The sequence below is a fragment of the Alkalihalobacillus sp. NPDC127517 genome (genome assembly GCF_050276055.1).
In the GTDB taxonomy this organism is placed as follows: Bacteria; Bacillota; Bacilli; order Bacillales; family Bacillaceae_D; genus Alkalicoccobacillus.
On record NZ_JBNNQX010000006.1, the window covers coordinates 166,723 to 189,850 of the forward strand.

Annotated in this window: 25 protein-coding genes and 1 other annotated feature; of the genes, 8 read left to right on the top strand and 17 right to left on the bottom strand. The window is 40.8% G+C overall.

The window, feature by feature from the left end:
- Positions 1–291 precede the first annotated feature (291 nt).
- On the bottom strand, positions 292–2,142 hold the full coding sequence (asnB, locus tag ACQKKO_RS09890) for an asparagine synthase (glutamine-hydrolyzing) (RefSeq protein ID WP_498646699.1): 1,851 nt from the start codon (positions 2,140–2,142) through the stop codon (positions 292–294).
- A gap of 259 nt (positions 2,143–2,401) precedes the next feature.
- Positions 2,402–2,604: a binding site (T-box leader), on the top strand.
- Positions 2,605–2,653: 49 nt separating this feature from the next.
- On the opposite strand from asnB, the gene proB reads away from it, so the two are divergent.
- The 4 genes from proB (at position 2,654) to ACQKKO_RS09910 (ending at position 6,841) form a co-directional block, all read left to right on the top strand.
- Positions 2,654–3,787 (top strand): glutamate 5-kinase, encoded by a 1,134-nt coding sequence (proB, locus tag ACQKKO_RS09895; RefSeq protein WP_498646701.1) that lies wholly within the window; start codon positions 2,654–2,656, stop codon positions 3,785–3,787.
- Entirely contained in the window at positions 3,780–5,027 is a 1,248-nt protein-coding gene (locus tag ACQKKO_RS09900) for a glutamate-5-semialdehyde dehydrogenase (RefSeq protein ID WP_498646703.1), read from the top strand. The genes proB and ACQKKO_RS09900 overlap by 8 nt, the downstream gene beginning before the upstream one ends.
- Positions 5,028–5,041: 14 nt before the next feature.
- A complete protein-coding gene (gene proC / locus ACQKKO_RS09905) occupies positions 5,042–5,875 on the top strand; it encodes a pyrroline-5-carboxylate reductase (protein WP_498646705.1) in 834 nt (277 codons plus the stop codon).
- 168 nt (positions 5,876–6,043) lie between these two features.
- Positions 6,044–6,841, top strand: a complete 798-nt coding sequence (locus ACQKKO_RS09910) for an ion transporter (RefSeq protein WP_498646707.1) — start codon at positions 6,044–6,046, stop codon at positions 6,839–6,841.
- Positions 6,842–6,879: 38 nt separating this feature from the next.
- Here the strand turns inward: ACQKKO_RS09910 and ACQKKO_RS09915 are convergent, their stop codons facing one another.
- The 4 genes from ACQKKO_RS09915 to ACQKKO_RS09930 form a co-directional block, all read right to left on the bottom strand.
- Positions 6,880–7,863 (bottom strand): ketoacyl-ACP synthase III, encoded by a 984-nt coding sequence (locus ACQKKO_RS09915; RefSeq protein ID WP_498646709.1) that lies wholly within the window; start codon positions 7,861–7,863, stop codon positions 6,880–6,882.
- Between the two features lie 125 nt (positions 7,864–7,988).
- Positions 7,989–9,359 (bottom strand): aspartate kinase, encoded by a 1,371-nt coding sequence (locus tag ACQKKO_RS09920; RefSeq protein ID WP_498646710.1) that lies wholly within the window; start codon positions 9,357–9,359, stop codon positions 7,989–7,991.
- Positions 9,360–9,538: 179 nt separating this feature from the next.
- Entirely contained in the window at positions 9,539–10,168 is a 630-nt protein-coding gene (locus ACQKKO_RS09925) for a YgaN family protein (protein ID WP_498646711.1), read from the bottom strand.
- A 12-nt stretch (positions 10,169–10,180) separates the two neighbouring features.
- Entirely contained in the window at positions 10,181–10,759 is a 579-nt protein-coding gene (locus tag ACQKKO_RS09930; RefSeq protein ID WP_498646713.1) for a YgaN family protein, read from the bottom strand.
- A gap of 208 nt (positions 10,760–10,967) precedes the next feature.
- Here ACQKKO_RS09930 and folE2 point away from each other — a divergent pair, with 208 nt between their 5' ends.
- Complete coding sequence (folE2, locus tag ACQKKO_RS09935; protein WP_498646714.1) at positions 10,968–11,858, top strand: GTP cyclohydrolase FolE2; 891 nt, start codon at positions 10,968–10,970, stop codon at positions 11,856–11,858.
- A 22-nt stretch (positions 11,859–11,880) separates the two neighbouring features.
- Here the strand turns inward: folE2 and ACQKKO_RS09940 are convergent, their stop codons facing one another.
- The 3 genes from ACQKKO_RS09940 to cobA are packed head-to-tail and all read right to left on the bottom strand — an operon-like array spanning position 11,881 to position 14,728.
- Positions 11,881–12,501: a precorrin-2 dehydrogenase/sirohydrochlorin ferrochelatase family protein gene (locus ACQKKO_RS09940; RefSeq protein WP_498646716.1), complete on the bottom strand. Its 621-nt coding sequence runs from the start codon at positions 12,499–12,501 to the stop codon at positions 11,881–11,883.
- A 5-nt stretch (positions 12,502–12,506) separates the two neighbouring features.
- Positions 12,507–13,277 carry a sirohydrochlorin chelatase gene (locus ACQKKO_RS09945; protein WP_498646920.1) on the bottom strand — a complete coding sequence of 257 codons (771 nt, stop codon included), beginning with the start codon at positions 13,275–13,277 and terminating at the stop codon, positions 12,507–12,509.
- Positions 13,278–13,279: 2 nt separating this feature from the next.
- Positions 13,280–14,728, bottom strand: coding sequence for a uroporphyrinogen-III C-methyltransferase (gene cobA / locus ACQKKO_RS09950; RefSeq protein ID WP_498646718.1), 1,449 nt, complete (start codon positions 14,726–14,728; stop codon positions 13,280–13,282).
- 154 nt (positions 14,729–14,882) lie between these two features.
- Here cobA and ACQKKO_RS09955 point away from each other — a divergent pair, with 154 nt between their 5' ends.
- Together ACQKKO_RS09955 and ACQKKO_RS09960 are read left to right on the top strand one after the other, a co-directional pair.
- Entirely contained in the window at positions 14,883–15,185 is a 303-nt protein-coding gene (locus tag ACQKKO_RS09955; protein WP_143848559.1) for a MerR family transcriptional regulator, read from the top strand.
- 142 nt (positions 15,186–15,327) lie between these two features.
- Complete coding sequence (locus tag ACQKKO_RS09960) at positions 15,328–17,088, top strand: S8 family peptidase (protein ID WP_498646720.1); 1,761 nt, start codon at positions 15,328–15,330, stop codon at positions 17,086–17,088.
- A 33-nt stretch (positions 17,089–17,121) separates the two neighbouring features.
- Here ACQKKO_RS09960 and cysC read toward each other — a convergent pair whose 3' ends face one another.
- The 5 genes from cysC to ACQKKO_RS09985 form a co-directional block, all read right to left on the bottom strand.
- The gene (cysC, locus tag ACQKKO_RS09965; protein WP_498646721.1) at positions 17,122–17,724 is read right to left on the bottom strand and encodes an adenylyl-sulfate kinase; all 603 of its coding nucleotides are present in this window, start codon (positions 17,722–17,724) and stop codon (positions 17,122–17,124) included.
- Positions 17,721–18,866: a sulfate adenylyltransferase gene (gene sat / locus ACQKKO_RS09970; RefSeq protein ID WP_498646723.1), complete on the bottom strand. Its 1,146-nt coding sequence runs from the start codon at positions 18,864–18,866 to the stop codon at positions 17,721–17,723. The genes cysC and sat overlap by 4 nt, the downstream gene beginning before the upstream one ends.
- 14 nt (positions 18,867–18,880) lie before the next feature.
- Complete coding sequence (locus ACQKKO_RS09975; protein WP_498646725.1) at positions 18,881–19,594, bottom strand: phosphoadenylyl-sulfate reductase; 714 nt, start codon at positions 19,592–19,594, stop codon at positions 18,881–18,883.
- 13 nt (positions 19,595–19,607) lie between these two features.
- Positions 19,608–19,754 (bottom strand): YezD family protein, encoded by a 147-nt coding sequence (locus ACQKKO_RS09980; RefSeq protein ID WP_203086528.1) that lies wholly within the window; start codon positions 19,752–19,754, stop codon positions 19,608–19,610.
- Between the two features lie 120 nt (positions 19,755–19,874).
- On the bottom strand, positions 19,875–20,120 hold the full coding sequence (locus tag ACQKKO_RS09985) for a hypothetical protein (protein WP_498646728.1): 246 nt from the start codon (positions 20,118–20,120) through the stop codon (positions 19,875–19,877).
- Between the two features lie 210 nt (positions 20,121–20,330).
- Here ACQKKO_RS09985 and cbpB point away from each other — a divergent pair, with 210 nt between their 5' ends.
- On the top strand, positions 20,331–20,768 hold the full coding sequence (cbpB, locus tag ACQKKO_RS09990) for a cyclic-di-AMP-binding protein CbpB (RefSeq protein ID WP_498646730.1): 438 nt from the start codon (positions 20,331–20,333) through the stop codon (positions 20,766–20,768).
- A gap of 20 nt (positions 20,769–20,788) precedes the next feature.
- Here the strand turns inward: cbpB and ACQKKO_RS09995 are convergent, their stop codons facing one another.
- The 4 genes from ACQKKO_RS09995 to ACQKKO_RS10010 form a co-directional block, all read right to left on the bottom strand.
- Entirely contained in the window at positions 20,789–21,241 is a 453-nt protein-coding gene (locus ACQKKO_RS09995) for an SRPBCC family protein (protein ID WP_498646732.1), read from the bottom strand.
- Positions 21,242–21,344: 103 nt separating this feature from the next.
- On the bottom strand, positions 21,345–21,782 hold the full coding sequence (locus tag ACQKKO_RS10000; protein ID WP_479822883.1) for a YaaR family protein: 438 nt from the start codon (positions 21,780–21,782) through the stop codon (positions 21,345–21,347).
- 73 nt (positions 21,783–21,855) lie between these two features.
- Complete coding sequence (locus tag ACQKKO_RS10005) at positions 21,856–22,686, bottom strand: flagellin N-terminal helical domain-containing protein (RefSeq protein WP_498646734.1); 831 nt, start codon at positions 22,684–22,686, stop codon at positions 21,856–21,858.
- A gap of 18 nt (positions 22,687–22,704) precedes the next feature.
- A complete protein-coding gene (locus tag ACQKKO_RS10010) occupies positions 22,705–23,124 on the bottom strand; it encodes a flagellar export chaperone FliS (protein WP_498646736.1) in 420 nt (139 codons plus the stop codon).
- Positions 23,125–23,128 lie beyond the last annotated feature (4 nt).

Genomic DNA, 23,128 nt, shown 5'->3' on the forward strand with positions numbered 1-23,128 from the left:
TTTTACAAGATAGAAAACTTGGTGTCTAAAGATAATCCAATGTGTTAAGGGAATGATTAAAATCCTAGAATTTATGTTTGACTATTTTTTGTTTTGGTTCATATGGTTACCACTTGTATATGCCATTTCTATCATCGTTGTTTTAAAAAAAGATAATAAGAGGTTTTTAAGACCTTTAGTCATCTTCTTAGCGGCCTATTACACTGTCAGATCAATCGCTTATTATTTTATATAGTGATAAATTACACACCAAAAAACCTTCCCAGCACACTCACCAGAAAGGTCTCCAACCTATTTATCTTCTATTTTCACATTGTATTCATTCAACCAATAATCCATCTGCACAAAGTGTGCGAGAAGCTGTGGTCCGGCCATGAGCTGCCCGAAGTATGGCGTCCCTGTATCAAAGCCACCTGTTTCGTTAATGGCTTTGAGTTTGTCTTTGTTTACAAACTCAAACAATGGAGCGTCTTTTTGCTTTAGAACGTCATCCATCAGGTGTTTGACCGTTTCTGCGTACTTTGGATGGTGCGTTTTTGGATAAGGGCTTTTCTTACGATATAGAACTTCATCTGGGAGAACCCCTTCCATTGCTTTACGAAGAATTCCTTTTTCTTTTCCTCCGTAACGCTTCATCTCCCAAGGGATGTTCCAGACGTATTCAACGAGTCGGTGATCTGAGAAAGGTACACGTACCTCAAGGCTTGCTCCCATGCTCATACGATCTTTACGATCTAATAAATTTGTCATAAACCAAATAATATTTAAGTATGAGATCTCTCGTCGTCTTGCTTCTTCCTTTGAGTCACCGGCGAATCGTGGGGTTTCGTTAATGGTTTTGCGGTATTGGCTCTGAACATAATCTTTCAGCTTTAATTTAGACTTCCACGAATCGTTAAGCAGATCTTCTCGTTCGTCAATAGACCGCATCCAAGGGAAACCATCGATATTCATAATTTCTGGTTGGTGAAACCACGGATATCCGCCAAAGATTTCATCCGCACATTCTCCTGATAGGCCGACGGTTACATCCTTTTTGATTTCTTTACAGAACCAAAGTAAGGAGGAATCCACATCAGCCATTCCTGGCAGGTCACGAACCTTTACGGCTTCTTTTAACTGCTCCGCTAATGTATCTATTGAAATGATGGCATTCGTATGATCCGTTTGCAGGACTTCTGAAACTTTCTTAATCCATGGGGCATCTGAGTTTGGTTGGAATGCGCTTGATTTAAAGTATTTATCATTTTCATCGTAATCGATGGAATAGCTTCGGATCGATCCTCTTCCTTCTTGTTTATAAATCTCCGCAGCAAGTGCTGTTAGTGCGCTTGAATCAAGTCCTCCTGAAAGGAACATCCCTACAGGAACATCAGCAAATAATTGTCTTTTTACCGTATCGGTTAAAAGCTCACGAATATGAGCCGCTGTCTCTTCTGTATCCTCTTTGTGCTCGGTGCTTTTAAGAGACCAGTAACGACTCACTTTTGCCCCGTTCCGGTCATAAATCAACATATGACCCGGTCTGAGCTCGGAGATGTTTTTGTAGATGCCTTGCCCTGGTGTACGTGATGGTGCAAGCCCCATCACATCAGCAAGACCCTCACGATCAACGACTGCATCAAGCTTTGGATTCGCAAGTAATGCTTTCAGCTCTGAACCAAAGATTAATGCGCCATGTAGGACGGAATAAAATAAAGGCTTCACCCCTAAGCGATCTCTTGCCATAAACAAGCTTTGATCTTGCTCATTCCAAATGGCAAAAGCAAAGATGCCGTTAAACTTCTCCAGACATCCGCTTCCCCATTCAATATACGATTTAAGAAGAACCTCGGTATCAGAGTGCCCTAAAAAGGTATGACCCTGCCTAAGTAGCTCGCTACGAATCTCTTCTGTGTTATAAAGCTCTCCGTTATAAACAAGTGTATACTCTTTATTTTTTACGGTTCTTGTCATCGGTTGAATACCACCTGCTGGATCCACTACAACTAACCGCGCATGACCAAATCCAGCATGAGTTGAAGTCCATATATTCAAATCATCAGGACCTCTGCGATTTAGAGTTGTTGCCATCTTATGAAGGGCAGCTGTCTCTTTTCGCATATCTTTCCGCCAATCTATCCACCCTGTAATGCCGCACATCCATAATCAGCCCCTTTTGGGTTCTTTAATTACCATTCCGCTCTTGTGCACTTCGTTTGTACATAACCTATGCTATTCATTGGCTTAGGCAAGAGTGCCATTTGAATTTACCCATATATGATGGAATCGCCCAGAACCCTTATGCATAGCGTTTTTTGAGTATTTATACCAATTAATCAGAATAATCCAACTAAATAAAAAATACACATTTACCCACTTGACTTCTTTAAAGCGCCGAATTATACTTAGCACATTATATGACACTGCATGGAGAAGGATTAGTATTCTAACGAACGTGAGTAGAGAGTGGGTTCACCGGCTGAAAGACCCATCACCGCTTCATTAGGAGAACCTGCCTTTGAGCATCCATAAACATGGACGTCACTCTTACGTTACAAGAGCTAAAGTGGACATGATACATGTCAAACAAGGTGGTACCGCGGATAACACTCCGTCCTTTTTATGAGGACAGGAGTGTTTTTTTATTTATATTCGGAAAGAGGGATTAATCATGGGTCGGCAACGAATCGTTGTAAAGATTGGAAGTAGTTCATTAACTGAAACAAATGGCTCTCTCAGCACGCTGAAGCTGACAGAGCATGTAGGAGCACTCGCTGCATTAAAAAACGCGGGCCATGATGTCATTCTCATCTCATCAGGTGCCGTCGCAGCAGGTTTCCCGTCTCTTGGCTATCCGGTCCGACCCGTGACCTTATCAGGAAAGCAAGCAGCTGCAGCCGTTGGTCAAGGACTCTTGATGCAAGGGTACACTGAACAGTTTGCACCATATGGCTTGACCCCCGCTCAGTTGTTACTTACACGTGATGATTTTTCCAATCATGTAAGGTTCGGTAATGCCAACCGAACGATTACAGAATTATTAAAAAGAGGCTGCATCCCAATTATTAATGAAAATGATTCAACGAGTGTAGAAGAACTGACCTTTGGTGACAACGATATGCTCTCTGCACTTGTTGCGGGTTTTGTTCATGCAGATATGCTGATCATTTTAACGGATGTAAATGGCATTTATTCAGATAATCCAAATAAGAACCCAAACGCAACAAGGTTTGACCATCTACCTGAGGTAACCGATGAACTTCTCGACTTGTCAGGTGAATCAGGAACGAATGTTGGCACTGGGGGTATGAAATCTAAGATTACAGCAGCACAGACTGCCCTCTCTTTAGGAGTGAATACGTTTATTGGAAAAGGTGAGGGTCACGAAAAGCTCTTGATGATTCTTGATGGGGGTGGAGATGGAACGTATCTTGGGAACTTTTCCAATCACTCTGTCATGCCTACAACAAAGCAATGGATCTCCTTGCACTCGCATGCGAATGGCTCCATTGTGATTGATCAGGGTGCCGAGCAAGCTCTTCTTATAAAAGGAAAAAGTCTTTTGCCTGCAGGTGTTCTTTCCGTCCACGGGGCTTTCTCTTCTGACGAGGTCATTCATGTCTATAATCAGCAAGGAACGGTTATTGGGAAAGGACGTACAAATGTATCTTCAAGCGAGCTTTCACAAGTGCTTGGACTAGATAGCGCACGCGCACAAGAAATCACTAAAAAAACGAGAAAAGAAATTATCCATCGCGATCAATGGGTAGCTTCTAATTGGAAGGAGTCGTGTCATTATGAGTGAAATCATAGGGAAGGCTAAACGTGCAAAGGACATTACGTATCAATTAGCAAGTCTATCTACGAAACAGAAAAATGAAGCATTACATGCGATGGCCTCCGCGCTTGAATCAGAGAGCGCTGCGATTCTTACGGAAAATGTGGTAGACGTAGCGAACGGGCGGTCTGCTGGTCAAACGAAAACCTTACTTGACCGACTCACATTAACCGAGATTCGAATCCGTGATATGGCAGACGGACTTAGACAAGTTGCTGAGCTTACAGATCCAATTGGAGAAACGATTCAAACAATCGATCGTCCAAATGGATTACGTATTGAAAAAAAACGTGTCCCTCTTGGTGTGATCGGCATTATTTATGAAGCACGTCCTAACGTTACAGTTGATGCAGCAGGTCTTTGCTTAAAAACCGGTAATGCTGTCATCCTGCGTGGGAGCAGTACAGCCATTCATTCGAATCGGAAAATTGTTCAATGCCTACAAGCTGCACTCAATCAAGTAGGTCTCCCACAGGAAGCCATTCAACTAATTGAAGATACAAGCCGGGAAGCAGCCTCTGAATTATTTATACTTAATGAATACCTTGATGTTCTAATCCCTAGAGGTGGCGCATCATTAATTAAAACAGTGGTCGAAAAAGCATCCGTTCCCGTTCTTGAAACAGGAGTCGGAAACTGTCACGTATTTATTGATGAATCGGCAAATGTAGAGATGGCTCGCTCCATCGCTATTAATGCCAAAACACAACGTCCTTCTGTGTGTAATGCAGCCGAAACACTACTGATTCATCGTAAGTGGGCAGACAACCATTTACCTAGCCTTCTTACTGACTTGCATGAACATGGTGTGGAACTGTTTGGTGAGGAAGAGCTTCTGAAATGGGATTCACAAGCTACGATCGCCAATGAACACGATTGGGCTGATGAATATCTTGATTTAAAACTAGCGGTTAAATTCGTTGATACAACGGAGGATGCAATGGCCCACATTCGTACGTACGGTACAAAGCATTCCGAGGCGATCGTAAGTGAGTCTGAAGAGCATGTGCAACATTTCCTAAACGGCGTCGATGCAGCGGCTGTTTATCATAATGCATCCACTCGTTTTACAGATGGCTTTGAATTTGGGTTCGGTGCTGAGATCGGGATTAGCACGCAGAAGCTTCATGCACGAGGCCCAATGGGACTTGAAGCATTAACTTCAACAAAATTTATGATCTTTGGTGAAGGTCAGATTAAACCATAAGGAATGATTGCCTCATGAATATCAATAAGAACATTACATTTTTAGGTGCCGGTTCAATGGCAGAAGCAATTATTGGCGGCTTAATTACACGTCGAATTGTTTCTCCGCGCTTCATTACTGTAGCGAATTTGCAGGATCAGGACCGACTTGACTACATGAAAGCTACTTACTCGGTTGAAACAGAATCTGATCGATTACAGGCCATTAAAGAAGCGGACATTATCGTGCTTGCAATGAAGCCAAAGAATGTGCATGACGCAATTTCACACATTAAGGAGCATGTGACTGGTTCGCAGCTCATTGTTTCGGTGATTGCAGGGATACCTACAACATTAATCGAAGAAGAACTCGGATCAACAAATCCAGTTATTCGGACAATGCCAAACACAAGTGCAAAAGTTGGTGAGTCCGCGTCTGCTATTTGTCCAGGTGCACATGCAACAGACGGAGACCTTGTAACAGTAGAAGCATTATTTAAAGCGATCGGTACAGTCTCTATTGTTGAGGAGGCACAAATGGATGCAGTCACAGGTGTTGCTGGTAGTGGACCTGCTTACTTCTATTACATGGTAGAAGCAATGGAAAAAGCAGCTCAAGAGGCTGGACTCTCTGAACAACAATCACGAGACTTAATTACTCAAACAGTCGTTGGGGTTGGCAAACGACTTCAACAAACAAGTAAAACACCTAAACAATTATATAAAGAAGTCATGAGTCCTGGTGGTACAACGGAAGCAGGCATTAATGAATTATCTGCTCACGCTACACAGGAAATCTTACAAAAAGCGATTGGTAAAGCTGTTAAGCGTTCAACAGAACTTGGTTCAGCGTATACACCAACAAATTGATCTAGATGAAAAGGCGGAGCTTCCATTAGAGAAGCCACGCCTTTTTCATTTAAATAAAGTCAGAGAATCTTCACACATCTAACTCAAATGTAGGCAAAACGTATATTTCCAATTAAAGTTTTAGTAAAATAAACTGTGGACTTATTTTAAAAGGAGAATTATACATATATGACTACACTCAAACTCTATCAATCTCGTCTGAATCAACTCGTCGAAAATAAATGGTTTACCGGAACCATTATTACTCTAATTATCATAAATGCTATAATTGTAGGGTTTGAAACCTCTCCAACTATTTACACATCGTATCAATCCTTTTTCTCAATAGCAGATCGGGTATTACTTTATCTGTTCACCATTGAAATTGTCCTGCGCTTTTTAGCTGTCCCTCCTAAAACATTTTTCTCAAAGGGATGGAACTGGTTTGATTTCATTATTGTTGGTATGGGCCATCTTTTTGCTGGTGCACACTTTGTTACGGTTCTGCGAATCCTTCGTGTGCTTCGTGTTTTGCGAGCAATCTCGGTCATTCCATCCCTTCGCCGGTTAGTGGATGCGTTAATTCTAACCATCCCATCAATGGGGAATATCTTTGTCCTAATGTCGATTTTCTTCTACATTTATGCAGTGATCGGCACCATGCTCTTTTCATCGATTGCACCTGAATACTTTGGAAGTTTACCACTATCATTACTCTCATTATTTCAAGTGGTGACATTAGAATCCTGGGCTAGTGGGATTATGTGGCCAATCTTCAATATCAATCCATGGGCATGGATTTACTTCGTATCCTTTGTGTTACTAGGTACCTTTATTATTTTCAACTTATTTATTGGTGTCATTGTTAACAATGTAGAAAAGGCAAATGAACAAGATGACGAAAATGAAAATGGCGTACAGCCAACCATGGCTGAATTAAAGCAAGAGCTTGATGAGATTAAGCGTTTGTTGAAAGAACGATCATAAGAACAAACCCAGGTCTGACTATGGACCTGGGTTTGTTCTTATATTCCCCATTCAATGACTAAGCCTGCAAAAGACAATCCTCCCCCAAAACCATAAAGTAAAATGGTGTCTCCTTCCTTTAATTTACCTTCTACATGTGCTTTGGTAAGTGCTAACGGGATAGTTGCAGACGATGTGTTGCCATAATCGACTAAGCTGTATAACGTTTGCTCCAGCGGAAACTCCGCTCTATCACAAATCGATTCAATCATACGTAAGTTTGCACTATGCGGGACAAACCAACTTACCTCTTTTAAAGTCATTGATGCTTTGTCTAACAGTGATTTCATCCCTTTGGGTACCGAGGTAACCGCCCATTTGTAGACTTCTCTCCCATTTTGAACGATGTGGGATGTCGCTTTAATCTCTTCACCAAACAACTGATTTGAAAAGTTAGAGCTATACAAGTGTTTGCCTTTTTCTCCTTCTGAGCCTACATGAGCCGCTATAAAGCTAGGATGTTGTTCGTCAAACTCTACAAGGGCAACACCTGCGCCATCTCCAAACAGAATACAAGTCGTTCGATCCTCATAATCAGTGATCTTTGATAATGTTTCTGCACCTACAACTAGAACTTTTTTATGAAGCCCGGATGTTATTAAGCCGTTGGCCAAGTGCAATCCATATGTGAAACCAGCACATGCTGCGTTTAGATCTAATGCTCCAGCGTGTTGAATTCCGAGTTTTGCTTGTAGCAAGGAGGCTACACTCGGTGTTTTGAAATCGGGAGTCAAAGTGCAAACAATAATCATGTCAACATCATCTAATTTTTTTTGAGATCGATATAATAAGTCTTGAATCGCTTGAAAACTTAAATCACTTGTATATTCATCTTTGCTTGCTATTCTTCGCTCTTTAATCCCTGTACGTTGGATAATCCATTCATCACTTGTATCAACCATCTTTTCTAAGTCATCATTTGTTAATGCCTTATCCGGTACATAGGACCCCATCGCTGTAATTCTTGCTTTTGATTGATTCATAGCGCCACGCTCCTCTTTCATATAGTTATATACCTTTAAATTATAACATCGTCTTAGTACCAGGTACTAATCATTTATTCAAAAAAAGACCGACTAGATTCACTAGTTGGTCCACTTTCTCTTATTTATTGGATCGTCCCATCAGATGCTCCGAAGAACTCTTCATAAAGGGCCTGCACTGCACGATCAGCGTCTTCTTGATGAACCCCTAATACTAAACTAACCTCAGATGAACCTTGGTTAATCATTTCGATGTTCACATGCGCACGAGCCAGCGCCTGGGTTGCGCGTGCTGATACACCTACCGTGTTATGCATGCCTTCTCCAACGATCATCACCATTGAAAAATCCTTCTCAATGTAAACATCATCGGCGTGAAGCTCATTCTTGATTCGTTCAATGATTCGTCCTTCTATATCTGGCGTTAACTGATGTTCACGTAAGATAACGGATGTATCATCAATACCAGATGGAATATGTTCATACGACAAGCCATCATCTTCAAGAATTTGAAGAAGACGACGACCAAATCCAACTTCTCGGTTCATTAAGTATTTGCGTACGTAAATTGTAGAAAACCCATCATCAGCAGCAATTCCAATTACCGGATTGAAAAAATACTCCCTTTCTGCAATAATCATTGTTCCAGATGATGAGGGATTGTTTGTGTTTTTCACACATACAGGAATTCCATTTCGGAAAGCAGGAATTAAGGCTTCATCATGAAAAACAGAAAATCCCGCATATGAAAGCTCGCGCATTTCACGATACGTCATCCGTTTAATTTCTACTGGATTTTCCACAACCGTTGGATTGGCAGCATAAACAGAATCAACATCCGTAAAGTTCTCATATAATTCAGCCTGAGTTCCAGCTGCTAAAATAGCCCCTGTAATATCTGAGCCTCCGCGCGGAAATGTCACAAGCGTTCCTTCTGGTGAATATCCAAAAAACCCCGGAAACACAATCACTTCTTCACGATCACGTAATTTAATTAAATGCTCGTATGCTTCCGGTAACACTTGAGCGTTCCCGGGCTCATCACTCACAAGTAGTCCTGCATCCTTAGGGTTTAAATAAATTGCATTCATGCCCTCGCTCTTTAAGAAAGCTGCAATTAACTTCGCATTATTGTCTTCTCCACTTGCTTTAATTGCATCCATAAACACACCCGGTTTATCTCGGTTTGTTTCAAGACGTTCGCGCAGGTCTGCCTCTATTACACTAATAACATCGCGATCAACCTTCAAGTCATCAGCAATCAAACGATAGCGTTCTACAACGGCTTGTAGTTGCTCCTCAGCCTCACCCGTTGAAAGACTTAGTTCACCTAATTCAATTAACAAATCCGTTACTTTTGAGTCATGTTTGTCACGTTTTCCCGGAGCTGATACGACGACAATTTTTCTTTCTGTATCTTCTGCGATAATTGCTGCAACCTTACGGATTTGCTCCGCACTCGCTACAGACGATCCCCCAAACTTTGCAACCTTCATATTCCCTCTCCAGCTCCTAACTTTTATCTCTCTATTCCGTATTCTTAACATTCCAAATATAGCATAGTTATGCACTTTCCGCAAAGATGCTAAGGCTAGAAAGAAGACAAAGAGAGCCAGTTTGAAAGCGTTAGAAGGCTTTAGCTACATGTGAGGTATTGTTACTGTATGAAAGACAATTATTCTTCATAATCATGTGTTTCAACATAAAAAAGGTATAGAAATTCATAATCATCATTTGGTTGAATAGCATGCTCAATATCAAAGCTTCTAAAGGCTCCATTAGGACTAATAGCCAGATGTGCTATATAGGTTCTTTCATCTTCTTCGTTTTCACCCATTAGATTGAGTGCTTCTTCCCCGATGTTCTCATCAGATGAATAGGCTTTTTCCTCCACATTAATCGATCCTATCTCAGCCGAGGCTAATGAATAAAAACCACTCTCAGAACTGACTCGTACATCCACTGACATCTGAGAATCATCATCTTCATTGAGCATGATAAATAACTTTTTGTAATTCTCCTCGACACGCTCTTCATCTTCGTTTGCACTTTTCCCAAGAGATAAGAGGACTCGATCATCTTTTAATTCCCCATAGATATATTCCTCTACACCCACACTCATTGCTTTACCCTTTTTAAGTTCACCTTCCAAATCAAATAAATAGGTTTCTTTTCCGATCGAATCAAATAATATTTCTTCATTATCAGTTAATTCTGCTTCTTTAATCGTTAGTTCCGTCTGTGAACACCCCATTAGAAGTATGCCTAGACTTAAGATATATATATATTTTATTAAATGTTTCAAATGTGTACTCCTTTATTCATATTCAATATAAAATGCAAGTAAGTGACCCGGGCTTTGCATAGATTCAATGTCATTAAGTTCAATCGGAGTGATGTCCTCTCCAATTTGATATGATCCAATAAAGGTTTTTTCAACCTCATTAATCAATACTCCTTCACCATACAACTCGATACTTGCATGCCCCATATGCTCAAATACTGGTAATACTTGATTAAAATTAGTGCGGACCATTCCTTCGTCGTCATTCACTTGAACGATTCCATCTAACTGATCATTATTCTCTCCATTAATATTTAGGGCAATAAGGATTGATTGAATCGGGTGATTCGGATCAGGCGTCATTTCAAATCCTTCTTCCACACGTTCACCATCTATATAATAGTCCATTCCGATTTTCACTTGCTTGCTTTGATTTAATTGGCCAACATCGATCCAGACTCCGTAATCTGTAATGACTTCTAATAGCTCATACTCATTTTCTGAAAGCTGCTTAGGTTTTATTTCGTTTTGTTCCACTTCTGCGTTCACAGCCTGACAGGCAGTGAGCGTAAATAACAAGAAGCTCAAGCCAAGAACTAGTTGTTGCTTCACTTTATCCATCCCTCCTTAATCTTACATTCATTTTACATTGGCTTTTAAAAATAAATAGCTGTTTCCAGTTTAATTTAGGAAAATTTTAGAATTGTATCGATTCTAATCGTATTTTGTTGTTTGTCCTCCTTAAGATGTTGTAAAATACAAGTACGTTAAATAGAGACCAAGCACACTTGGAATACTAGAGAGACCGGAGTGAACGCAGATGACACGTGTATTACCACCAAAAGCTGAACGCCATCGTATGTTTGGCTCAGTTGAACCAATAGAGGGTACAAAACCCAAAACAAAGGAAGACATGCCTGACTTACAAAACAAGCCTTCAGATTACTTTTTCCCCATCCAACAAGTAGGTATTTCTAAAGTGAAGTATCCAGTTATGGTTGAATCGGTTTGGGCGCCTGAAACGCAAACTGCTACTGCTGAGTTTCGTTTGACAACGAATTTAGGTGCGGACTTTAAAGGCATTAACATGAGCCGTTTAACGGAGCAATTACATTCCTTTTATCAGGTTCATCTACTTTCGCCTGAAACTCTTCGTGAGTTAGCAGCTATTCTGGCTCGTGAAATGAATCAAACAGGAGCTCAAATCGAAGTTACATTCCCTTGGTTCTTTGTGAAAAAAGCACCTGAGACGGATAAAGAGGGCTTAGCACACGCTGAGTTAACATACAAAGTTGAATTTGATGAGGCTACAGGTTACAAAACAGAGATTAGTCTTGAAGCAGCAGTGACTACGCTATGCCCTTGCTCAAAGGAAATTAGTGAGTACAGCGCTCATAACCAACGCAGCTTTGTGACCATGTCCATTCGTACAACGGAAGATTCACAGACGGACTGGAAAACGGCTTTAGTTGAAGCTGCTGAATCTAATGCCAGCTCAATTCTATACCCAGTACTGAAACGACCTGATGAAAAAGCCGTTACCGAACGAGCATATGAAAATCCTCGCTTTGTTGAAGATCTGGCACGACTTGTAGCAGCTGACTTGTATGAGCATGAGGAAGTGCGCGAATTCACAATTCATTGCAGAAACGAAGAGTCCATCCACCAGCACGACGCTGTAGCTAAGCTACATTATAATAAAGATGCATAATAAAAAGCGTTTGGGCAGAAGCCTAAACGCTTTTTTCATGGATCCATTGCCTGAGAAGCTGATCCTTTTCCGGATGTTTTAAAAATGCATCCGATACACATGCTCGTAAAAGCTCCGTTCGTTTCTCCTTGGAAAGCGTTGGATGATTCAAAACAGTTTCGCGAACTTCCGCTAACATCTTAAGCTCTTCCTGTACATTTGCTTCTTCTAACGCATCACTGAGGATGGACTTTAGTTTAGGAAGATACGCCGGGTACGTACCTCCTGTGTGTATGGCTAATGAAACAGGAGGTTCTTCTAACACAGCTGGAAAATGAAAGTCGCTCACCTTCGCATTATGCGCTGCGTAAATCCACTGTCCTTTAGCTGCTTTCGCGATAAGTTCATCATTCAACAACGAATTATTTGTTGAAATAAACAGAATATCGCTTGTAAATGTCTCTGCACGAGTCAGTTTTCGCTTCTCCCAACATAGGTCAGGAATCAAGCTAACTAGTTCGTCGTCAAGTGTTGGAGAAATGATCGTTACAATCGCTCCAGCCTGAACGAGAATGGGAATTCGTTTGGCTGCTACCTTACCACCACCAACACACGTAACGGTCCTTTCGTTTACATTTACCATTAAAGGAATTCGATCCGGCATTTACCTCACCCCAGTTTCGCCAGTACCTCATTTGTACGTTTCTTTAGTACATGTATGAGTTGATCGTCAAACCCTAAATAATCACCTAAGATAAACGTCTTATCGGATCGTTGATTTAACTCCGCTAGTTGCTTTTCTAAACCTTTCATTAACACGCCTGTAAAAAGCAAATAAGGAATAACATAAATGGTGTCGGCTTCAAGACGAGCTGCTTTTTCTAGTCCTTCATCTACAGTTGGATGCGTGGCAGCAATGAAGCACACCTCTACATCTTTAATAGGTGTCTGTTCCCAGGCCAAACGAGCAATTTTAAAAAGATCACTTGTTTGTTCAGGATCACTACTCCCTCGTCCCACAAGAACGAGCGTAACGGCTTCACGATCTTCAAAGGTTGGACGGTGATCAATAGACTTTAATCCTGCCTCTTCAGCTCTTTGTTTAATTAAATCAACAATGATTGGTTCAATTCCGAACGGTCTTCCATATGCAAAGCGAACATGAGGGAACTGCTTTTGCGCTTTCTCGATTTCTTCAGGAATGTCTTCTTTAGCATGCATGGCTGTAAGCAATAATACAGGGACCACCGCAATATGTGTGGCTCCTTGCTCCACACAGGCACGGGCAGCCTCAACAATCGTTGGAGAGGTAAGTTCTATGAATCCTGTTTCTTGAATCGGCACATCAGGAAACTGTGTTTTTGTTTTTTCAATGAAGGATAAAAGCTCCTGATTCCCTGCTTCTACTCTGCTTCCGTGGCCCACATATAAGATAGCCATTTTCACGTTGTCCAGCTCCTTTTTTGTTCCAATAACCAATCTGTTAACACGTCCCAACTTGGCTCTCTTAACGTATGTGTAATTGAAAAACCAGCCTTTTTAGCCGCTGCTTCTGATGCTTGTCCAAAGCAGACAACTCGAACCTTCGTACTCCATTCTTCGGGAGTTAACCCAAGTTCAAACGCACCTTGTATGAGACTTTCCACTGATTTTGCATTTGGTACCACTACCACTTCAATTCTTTCTTCATCATATAAACGAAGGAGTGTTTGATTGGATTGCAAGAATGGCAATAGTTGATGCGTGCAAATAAATTGATGAGATAAGTTTACCTCAACTGGCTCCGTTTGACCAAGGATGAGGGAAGTACGATCAGAACTCCATTCCTTTTGACTCGCTTGAATCCCTCGCTTGGCCAACGCCACTCTACCTGCTTTTGTTTTCGCAACTACGTCTGCTCGAATTTCTCGTATATCCATCTTTAAACTAAACAACCAGTCAAAAAACCATTCTACATCTTCTACGGCCTCAAGCTGAATTTGTTGAAAGGAAGAAAGATTAATCCCATCAGGAAAATGGTTCTGTTTGATCTGCCACCTCGGATATTCAAACACTTCCGCTCCAAGCGTCCGCAACTTCTCGGCGCCAATGCTTTCTTGATGTGAACTGCGCGCGAGTAAAACATGTGTATTAAATAAAGGTTGAGATTCAAACCAGCTTGATGTCCCTTCTCCAATCCCTGCTACATCTCCTACTAATGTAATAGCCGGGTTTGAAATCTGCGCTTCTTTTACTTTTCGAACAATGGTTGAGAGCGTACCCGTGACTGTTCGCTGCTTTCCAAGCGTTCCCCATTGGATTACTTTTACAGGTTGATCAGCGCTTCGTCCATACAAAATCAGATTCGACGTAATTTCATCTAATTTCTTTACTCCCATATAAAAAGCAAGGGTATCCACTCCATTGGCTAGAGCCTGCCAGTCGATGGTTGATGTTCCCGTTTGGTTGTGTCCTGTAACAACCGCAAAGGACGTACTGACGTTTCGATAGGTAACCGGTATTCCTGCGTATAACGGGGCTCCAATGCCGGAAGTGATGCCTGGAATGATTTCATATGGGATCTGATAAGGATCGAGCGCTTGTGCTTCCTCCCCCACTCGTCCAAATACCCCAGGATCTCCGCCTTTTAATCTGACAACCTTGTTCCCTTCACTTGCATAGGTAACAAGTAACTCATTAATGGATTCCTGTCTAATTAAATGTCTATCGGGAAGCTTTCCGCAATACACTAATTGAGCACGGGGATGGCAATGTTCAAGCAATATTGGATTTACAAGCCGATCATACAAAATGACATCTGCTTCTTTTAATCGTTCTAAAGCCTTTACCGTTAAAAGACCAGCATCTCCTGGACCTGCGCCAACAAATGAAACAAAACTTTTATTTTGCATGAGAGTCTCTCCTTTTTATGCACGCTCTTTCTATTGGGAAAGTATTCCCATTAAAAATGTAAGATTATCTTCCATAGTGTCAGACAACTAAAATTGATTGTGATATATTATTACAAAGAAACTGGTTGCAGTGATTTTTAGTGAGGTGGAACAGTTGTCTTATAAAGATAAAAAAGTCATCACCATTGGGATAGTAAGCGAACTTACTGGGTTATCTGAACGGAAAATTCGTTATTATGAAGAGCGAAAGTTATTGTTTCCCGAACGTTCAAAGGGCGGAACTCGTAAATACTCTTTTCTTGATGTTGAACGTTTAATTGATATTGCTAACAAGATGGAAGATGGAATGCAAACGTTCGAAATCAGAAAAATGGAACAAAAAGCCATTAAGAAACAAGAAGTACGTGAACGGATGCTTCGAGGCCAAATTAACGCTGCATTTAATATCCGTAAATAAAGTACATTGAAAGCAGGGAGCATTGCGCTTCCTGTTTTTTTGTGTGGCTATTTATTCCATGATTTTAATGTTCACTTCGAGTCATACTACCAATTATTAAGGTCTACTCAATTTTTGGCAGGACAAAGGAGTCTGTAATCACATGAATCTTAAACGTTTTATCAAACCTCTTCTAATTATTGCGGCATGCGCCCTTGTCGTTGTTGCAGCAAGTTATACGTTTCCTACAGATCAAGCAGCAGATGATCAAGGGGTCTCAGTCAAGCAACAATACGACGTCCATTCAATGGATCGATTGTTAGCGAGTGACTTAAAACAAACAACCTCACTCTTTATCCAACAAATCAATCAACAGCTTGAAGCCTGGGCCGATTCTTCCTCCATGTCGACTGCATCTTTTCAGGAAGAACTGAAGGAACATCCTCATATTACAGGATATGCCCGAATGAAGGATCATCAAGTTCTTGAAAGCGCTGGTTTTCAAGGAGAACCAAATCTAAGCAACCTAGACCAAGCTAAAGGAGATCATCAGTACTCAGATCCATATGAACGAAATGGTAGCCAGTATATGCTTCTAGGTAAAACACTTGAAGACGGCTCGACTATTATCGGTGAAGTAGATCTAACGTTTGTGAAGTCCTTTATAAAGGATATTGCATCTGTAGCTGATGCAGGTGGAAATTTCTTTGCTTCAAACGAAAACACCAATGTTGAATGGAAAACGATGGACGATGTACCATCAGGTCAACATATCGAGACGGTATCCGAGCTTGGCTGGAAAATCGTTGTTCATTCAGAGGATCAAAGACCAATGAACGCAACAGAACATTTCCATGAGAGCCGTGCAGTCGTTAAGCTAAAGTCTGCGAGTGATGCTAAGAAGTTCTTTGAAGCAAATGATCAGCTTACGATCATTGAAACCAACGAACCCTTCTATTTAGTTGAGAAAAAAGATACAAGCTCCAAAGAGTTGTTGAATCAGCTAGAGGGCAGTCCTTATGTAATCTATGCTGAGCCTGATTATCGTTTTGCTAAACAAGACGCCATTCCTAACGATGAATTTTTTGAACCTTATCAATGGAATTTGAAACAGCTTGATCTTGAAAAAGCATGGAATGACACAGACGGTTCTGGTGTAACCATCGCTATCATTGATACAGGTATTGATCCAAATCATATTGAACTTAAGAATAAATCAGAAACAGGCTACAACGCAATTGATGACACTGAAGATGCAACCGATCAACATGGTCATGGTACTCATGTATCAGGAATCGCTGCAGCTGTAACGGATAACCAGGACGGGATTGCCGGCGTGTCTTGGAACAGTAAAATCCTACCGATTAAAGTACTTGACGAAAATGGCGAAGGGTCTTCTTACGCCGTAGCCAAAGGTCTTTATTGGGCAGTTGATAACGGGGCAGATGTGGTGAATATGAGCCTCGGTGATTATCATGATTCTAAAGTTCTCTATGATGCCATTCGTTATGCCTACGAAAAAGACGTAGTCATTGTGACAGCTTCAGGGAATGACAATGTTGGAGATGCCATGTATCCTGCTGCTTATCCTGAGGTCTTAACCGTTGCTGCTTTAGATGAATCAAAAGAACGAGCTTTTTATTCTAACTACGGTGACCATGTCGATATTGCAGCTCCTGGAACAAGCATCCCGAGTTTGTTTCTCGATGATCAATACGTAGTGATGTCTGGTACCTCCATGGCAAGTCCTCATGTTGCTGGATTGTGTGCACTTATTCGCTCCGTTAACCCCTCTTTGTCAAACGATGAAGTCTATGACATTGTACGGGATACGGCTACCGACTTAGGCGCTCCTGGAGTCGATCAGTATTACGGCTACGGAGAAATAAATGCCAATGCAGCCATCAATCAAGCAAAACAATAGCAAAGAAGAGGAGAGAACCCCCCTCTCCTCTTTTTATATTAAATCACTCGACTTAAGATACTCGATAACCTTCTCAACGAGGTCTTCTACCGCTTCTTTGTCTGAATCTAAAATAAGCTCTGGATGACTTGGTTCTTCATAAGGCGAACTAATTCCTGTGAACTCAGGAATGACACCCTCTCTCGCTTTTTTATATAATCCCTTTGGATCTCTTTTCTCACATTCTTCAAGTGAACAGCGTACAAACACTTCAATGAATTCACCTTCCCCAAGCAGTGAGCGTACAGCTTGACGGTCTTCTTTAAAAGGGGAAATAAAGGCAGTTGAAACAAGCACTCCCGCATCAACAAATAGTTTGGCTACCTCGCCAATCCTCCGAATATTCTCTTTACGATCCTCATCTGAAAAGCCTAATCCTTTATTTAAGCCTAAACGGATATTGTCTCCATCCAGAAGATATGAATGCTTTTTTTCTTGGATTAGCCGCTGCTCTAACGCATTAGCAATGGTTGATTTACCTGCTCCAGATAAACCAGTAAACCAAATGACTGCACTCTTATGTCCTTTAAGTGCTTGACGTTTTTCTTTTGTAACCTCTGCTTGATGCCAGTATAAATTCGAGGTCGTGTTCGTCATGATACAGTCACCTTTTGCATGCCCCGAATGAGGACTTCCACTACTTCTTTCCGACTAAACTCTACAGGTGGAACTTCTCCATTTGTAAGCATTTCTCTAACCTTTGTGCCAGATAGGATGACGCGATCATCCGCACCATGCGGGCATGTTTTTGTAGAAGCCATGTTTCCACAAGCCTTGCAATAAAAGCTATGCTCGAAGAATAATGGACGAATCCCAAGATCTTCTTCTGAAAACTGATCAAAAATCCGTTGAGCATCATACGTTCCATAATAATCACCCACACCAGCATGGTCTCTACCGACGATAAAATGAGTGCATCCATAATTTTTTCGAACCAACGCATGGAAAATGGCTTCTCTAGGTCCTGCATACCTCATCGCAGCCGGAAAAACAGCTAGGGATACTCGGTCTTTTGGATAATAATGATCCAGGAGAACTTCATAGCTCTCCATTCTGACATCGGCAGGGATATCATCTGACTTTGTTTCACCAACAAGTGGGTTTAATAGCAGCCCATCAACTATCTCAAGAGCTGACTTCTGAATATACTCATGAGCCCTATGAACAGGATTACGCGTTTGGAAGCCGACAATTGTACTCCAACCGTTCTCCAGGAACCTGGCTCTTGTGTCAGCAGGGTCTATATGATAGCTTTCAAATCTTCCTTTATCAAGTCGTTTCGTTAAAATGATTGATCCTGCAACATACACAGAAGGACGGTCATATAGCTTCTTCACACCTGGATGAGCTGAATCACTTGTAAGATAGACCTGTTTCGCTTCCAATTCTTTATCAGGTGTATACCATTCTGAAATGGTAATCGTCCCGTATACTTCTCCATTATAAACCAATTTCGCTTCTTCTCCAACAGCGAGCGTAGCAGCTGTTTCCTCCGTAACAGGCAGCGTAATCGGAATACTCCAAACCGTTCCGTCCGTTAGTCTCATTGAAGATACGACTGAATGATAATCAGCTTCATTCAAAAACCCTGTTAAAGGACTGAATCCACCAATTGCAATTAATTCCAAATCAGATAAGGCAAATGAGTCTAGCTCAATTTCCACTTTTGCCTTTGATAAATCGTAATTTGGTTGATACCTATTAACCAGTTCTCCCCCGTGGGCTGAAATTGACGTCATGTAAACCCTCTCCTTTATTGATGCAATCCGCATTCTGTTTTATCAGTGCTTGACCATCTTCCACTACGACTGTCTGCGCCCTTTGCAACAGGCTTTGTACAATAAGTACAGCCGATACTTGGGTAGTTATGATCATGTAACGAGTTGTAAGGAAGCTTATGAAGCTTAATGTACATCCAGATCTCGTCTTCCTTCCAATGAATTAAAGGGCAAACCTTTACTGATTTAAATCGATTATCTTGGTTCACGAATTCGGTATTCGCCCTTGTAGGTGATTGTTCTCTTCTTAAGCCCGATATCCAGGCAGCTTTTTGACTCAGCTTGCTATCTAACGGATCAAGCTTACGGATTTTACAGCATAGATCAGGATTTGTTTCCCAAAGCTTCTCTCCATGAATCTCCGCTTGCTCATCAGGAGTGAGTCCAGGTTTCTCTAATTCAATTCGCAGATCTGGATATTTCTCTTGAACCTCTTTAATGAGTGAATAGGTCTCTAAAAAGTGAAAATCTGTATCTAAAAATAAGATGTGTGCGTTTGGTCGTATTTTACTAATGAGATCAATTAGCACCATACTTTCCGCTCCGAAACTACAGGCATACACAAGCTCATCCCCATACATGTCAAAAGCCCAACGCAATATGTCCAGGGTGTCTAAACGAGCTAATGATTGATTAAGCTGCTTAAACGCTTCTACATCGGTATTTTCATAGAGTACGAGTTTAGACATTTTCTCCTCCTTTTTATTTTGCTTTTTCCACTCTAACTTTTTCGTTCTTCTCCATTTGAACTACTTTTCCATCCTGAACAAAAATAGTCACCGATCCAAATTTGAGATTTTCTAAAAGATCTGACAACTTATCATAAACCTGCTTACTTGAGGGATCCATATGTGGCCTCCTTTTTCATTTAGCCAAACATAATTCCTTGTAATTTCATATGTTTTATTAGTTTAATAGTATTCTATCGGTTAAGAATAGTGATGTCAATGAACATTCAAAAAAATCAGTTTAAAGTTTCACTCGAAACTTGTTAAAATCTAGGATTTCAGCTGACTGTTTTTGGATGAACTCTGCACGATATTTTTCTTTTACACGTTTATCGAATGTTTTTTTAGAAATGGGTCTCGGTTTCGACCAAGCTAGCGACTCGGGATTATCCCAACATTCATGCGTAATGATTTCTTGTTTATAATAATATGAATTTCCTGAGGGAAAGATTTCACAAATATATTTAACGGTCTGTTTTGTATGCATTAAAGCACCTCCATCTTTAAGGATCACCTTTGATTAGATGGATTATTCAGCTGAATGGGCTAAGTTGGAAGCGTTTTAGTTTTCTTGACAAAAAGCTAAATCTCTTAGTACGATAAGAGAAAGAACTGGTATGATGCACTTAGCCTCAAACCTCGAGTACCCCCAAAATTAAATTGCTGTTCAAAAATACTTAAAAAAGAAGTGATTTCCTTGTTCGATATTTTAAAAAATCAACAGCTCATGGATAAAGAGATTGAAGAATTACTAATTCCCGCAGAAAAAGTCGCTCATGTTCAGTTGAACAATCCACTTGAACATGCGTTACTTGTTTTAGTGAAATCAGGATATACAGCAATACCCGTTTTAGATACGAAAGATAAACTTCATGGATTGATTAGTAAATCCATCATTCTAGATTCCTTGCTTGGACTCGAATTTATTGAAGTCGACAAACTTCAAAACAAAATTGTCGCTGATATCATGGAAACAGATGTACCAACCATTCAACAAAATGCTACATTCGCACGAGCTTTAACCCTTTCTATTAATCATCCATTTATGTGTGTGGTCGATGAAAACGGTCTGTTTGTTAGTATCTTAACAAGGCGTTCCATTCTTGCCTTAGTCAGTAAATATTTGCATATGTAACAAAAAAAGATGACCGCATGTTAGCGATCATCTTTTTTTGTTTGTTGAAAAGCTTGTTGTATTTGTTTTTCTCTTGTTTTAAACATGTACGTAAGTATTCGATGGGATACAGCGCTCGGCACGTTTGCAGCAAACTCAAGCTCATCCGTCATGACGCTTTTACCATCCTCACGTGTGAAACGGTGAGTATGACGCCAATATGTGAATGGAAACGGTGGTTTCTCAGCGATATCAACAAAGTAATATGGCTTTTTCACAGTCTCAATTGTCGCCTTCCAGCTTAATCCAACACCCCATAGACCGATCTTCATGTTAATTTCGCTTCCTTCAACCGACTGTTCTTCCGCTTCTTTAATTTGAACCTTAGGAAATCGTTGAATTTTCGCGAGATTGCGTGGATCTTGAAAAAAGTCCCAAACCTGCTTCATGGGTGCATCGATTGTTGTTTTGTAGGTATAGATGAGTCTATCCATAGTCTTTGCCCCTTTTATCCTGTCTGACCTTTTTTCGCAGTATATCACGAATCCAAATAAATAAACAAAAAGACGCACACGTTAGTGCCAATAGGAGGTTACATTAAGCGTAGATATTGACTAAGAGGCCTTTGATTTCTCCAACCTTGCTTAAAATATCTAAGCTACTTTTTTGCTTATCTAGTACATCGTTTGTAAGGTCGATTAGCTTACGATCAACCTCTTCAACAAGCTTGTAGATTTTGGTGCGGCCTCTTCTGTTAAACCCGCGACGTTCCTCTAAGCTTAACCCATGCTTTACTGCATCATCCATGAATTCCTTTACAAGCTTTTTATACGTATGTAATTCGTCAATCGTTCTTGTCTCAGCAAGGACCTTTCCTTGTTCCTCTACTTTGTGCATAAGCTTTGTTAACTGCTCAACTGCTTTATCTGTACGCTGTTTGTTCATCACTTCTGAAAACGTGGTAGAAGGTTGAACCTCAGCCTTTTTCCGTTCCACTTTATGGACACCGGTTCTCATAATCCGCTCTACGTCCATTTGGTTCACGCCTTTCTTAGATCATTTTCCATTCTGAAAAAGACGAAAAGGACAATGCCTTCTCGTCTACTGATTATTGTAACAGCTGCAGGACACCTTGTGGAAGCTGATTTGCTTGTGCCAGCATTGCTGTCGCTGATTGGTTTAAGATATTGTTACGGGTGAATTCCGTCATTTCTAGAGCCATATCTGCATCTCGGATTCGAGATTCTGATGATGTTAAGTTTTCTTTTGTGACTTGGAGATTGTTGATTGTGTGCTCTAATCGGTTTTGGATGGCGCCGAGTGTGGAGCGGTTCTTAGAGACGTTTGCAATTGCTACGTCTAATTTTTCAATTGCATCTTCAGCAGCTGCGTTTCCAGATGTTCCTTCACTGTCTTTTACACTTATTTCATCAATTCCAAGCTTTTCTGCATTCATTTCTGGAATAGTAAAATCTACAGATTGTTCGGCATTCGGTCCAATTTGAAATTTAATTGTACCTAAATCTCCATTTAATAATTTTTTAGAGTTGAATTCAGTTTTTGTTGAAATTGAATCAATTTCTTTAACTAGTTGATCTATTTCATCCTGTATCTGATCCCGATCAAACTCATCATTCGTATCATTCGCCGCCTGCACAGCAAGCTCTCGCATACGTTGAAGCATGGAGTGCACTTCCTGCATTGCGCCTTCTGCTGTTTGCATGAGTGATACGCCGTCTAACGCATTGCGTTCTGCCATATCAAGTCCACGGATTTGTGAACGCATTTTTTCGGAGATGGCAAGACCTGCTGCATCATCTGCTGCGCGGTTAATCCGGAGACCAGATGATAGCTTTTCAAGGTTTTTGGATGTGTGAATTTGGTTTTGGCTTAGGTTTCGGTAAGCATTTAAAGCTTGAATATTATTGTTAATTTTCACGAATTTCGCTCCCTCTTCTTATTCATATGAAGCCATTTTTTCGTATGCATTTGTTTGCTTATGATTTATCCGGTCATTCGCGACACGTTTGTCTTTAACAGCTTCGATCATGGCACTAAATAAGGCTAATATGATTTCATGTACGTGTTGGATGCGCACCCTGTCTTTTAATAAGTTAGCAGTGACTACTTCATCTGCCAGATAGTTATACAGCTGTTCAAGCTGATCGGCAAGGATGCCGGCCTCGTAATTTATACCGACGCCAAGGCGTTCAAGAATATCATTTGTTTTCTGTAAGTGCTTATTTGCTTGTTCATAGTTATCATGTTCAATATGGTTCTCTGCCGATTCAAGATTATTAAGTGCTGCCTCATATAAAAGCAGTGTGAGTTCTTGAGACGTCTTTTTGTGCAAAGTCTCTTGAGAAATTAATGGCACAAGA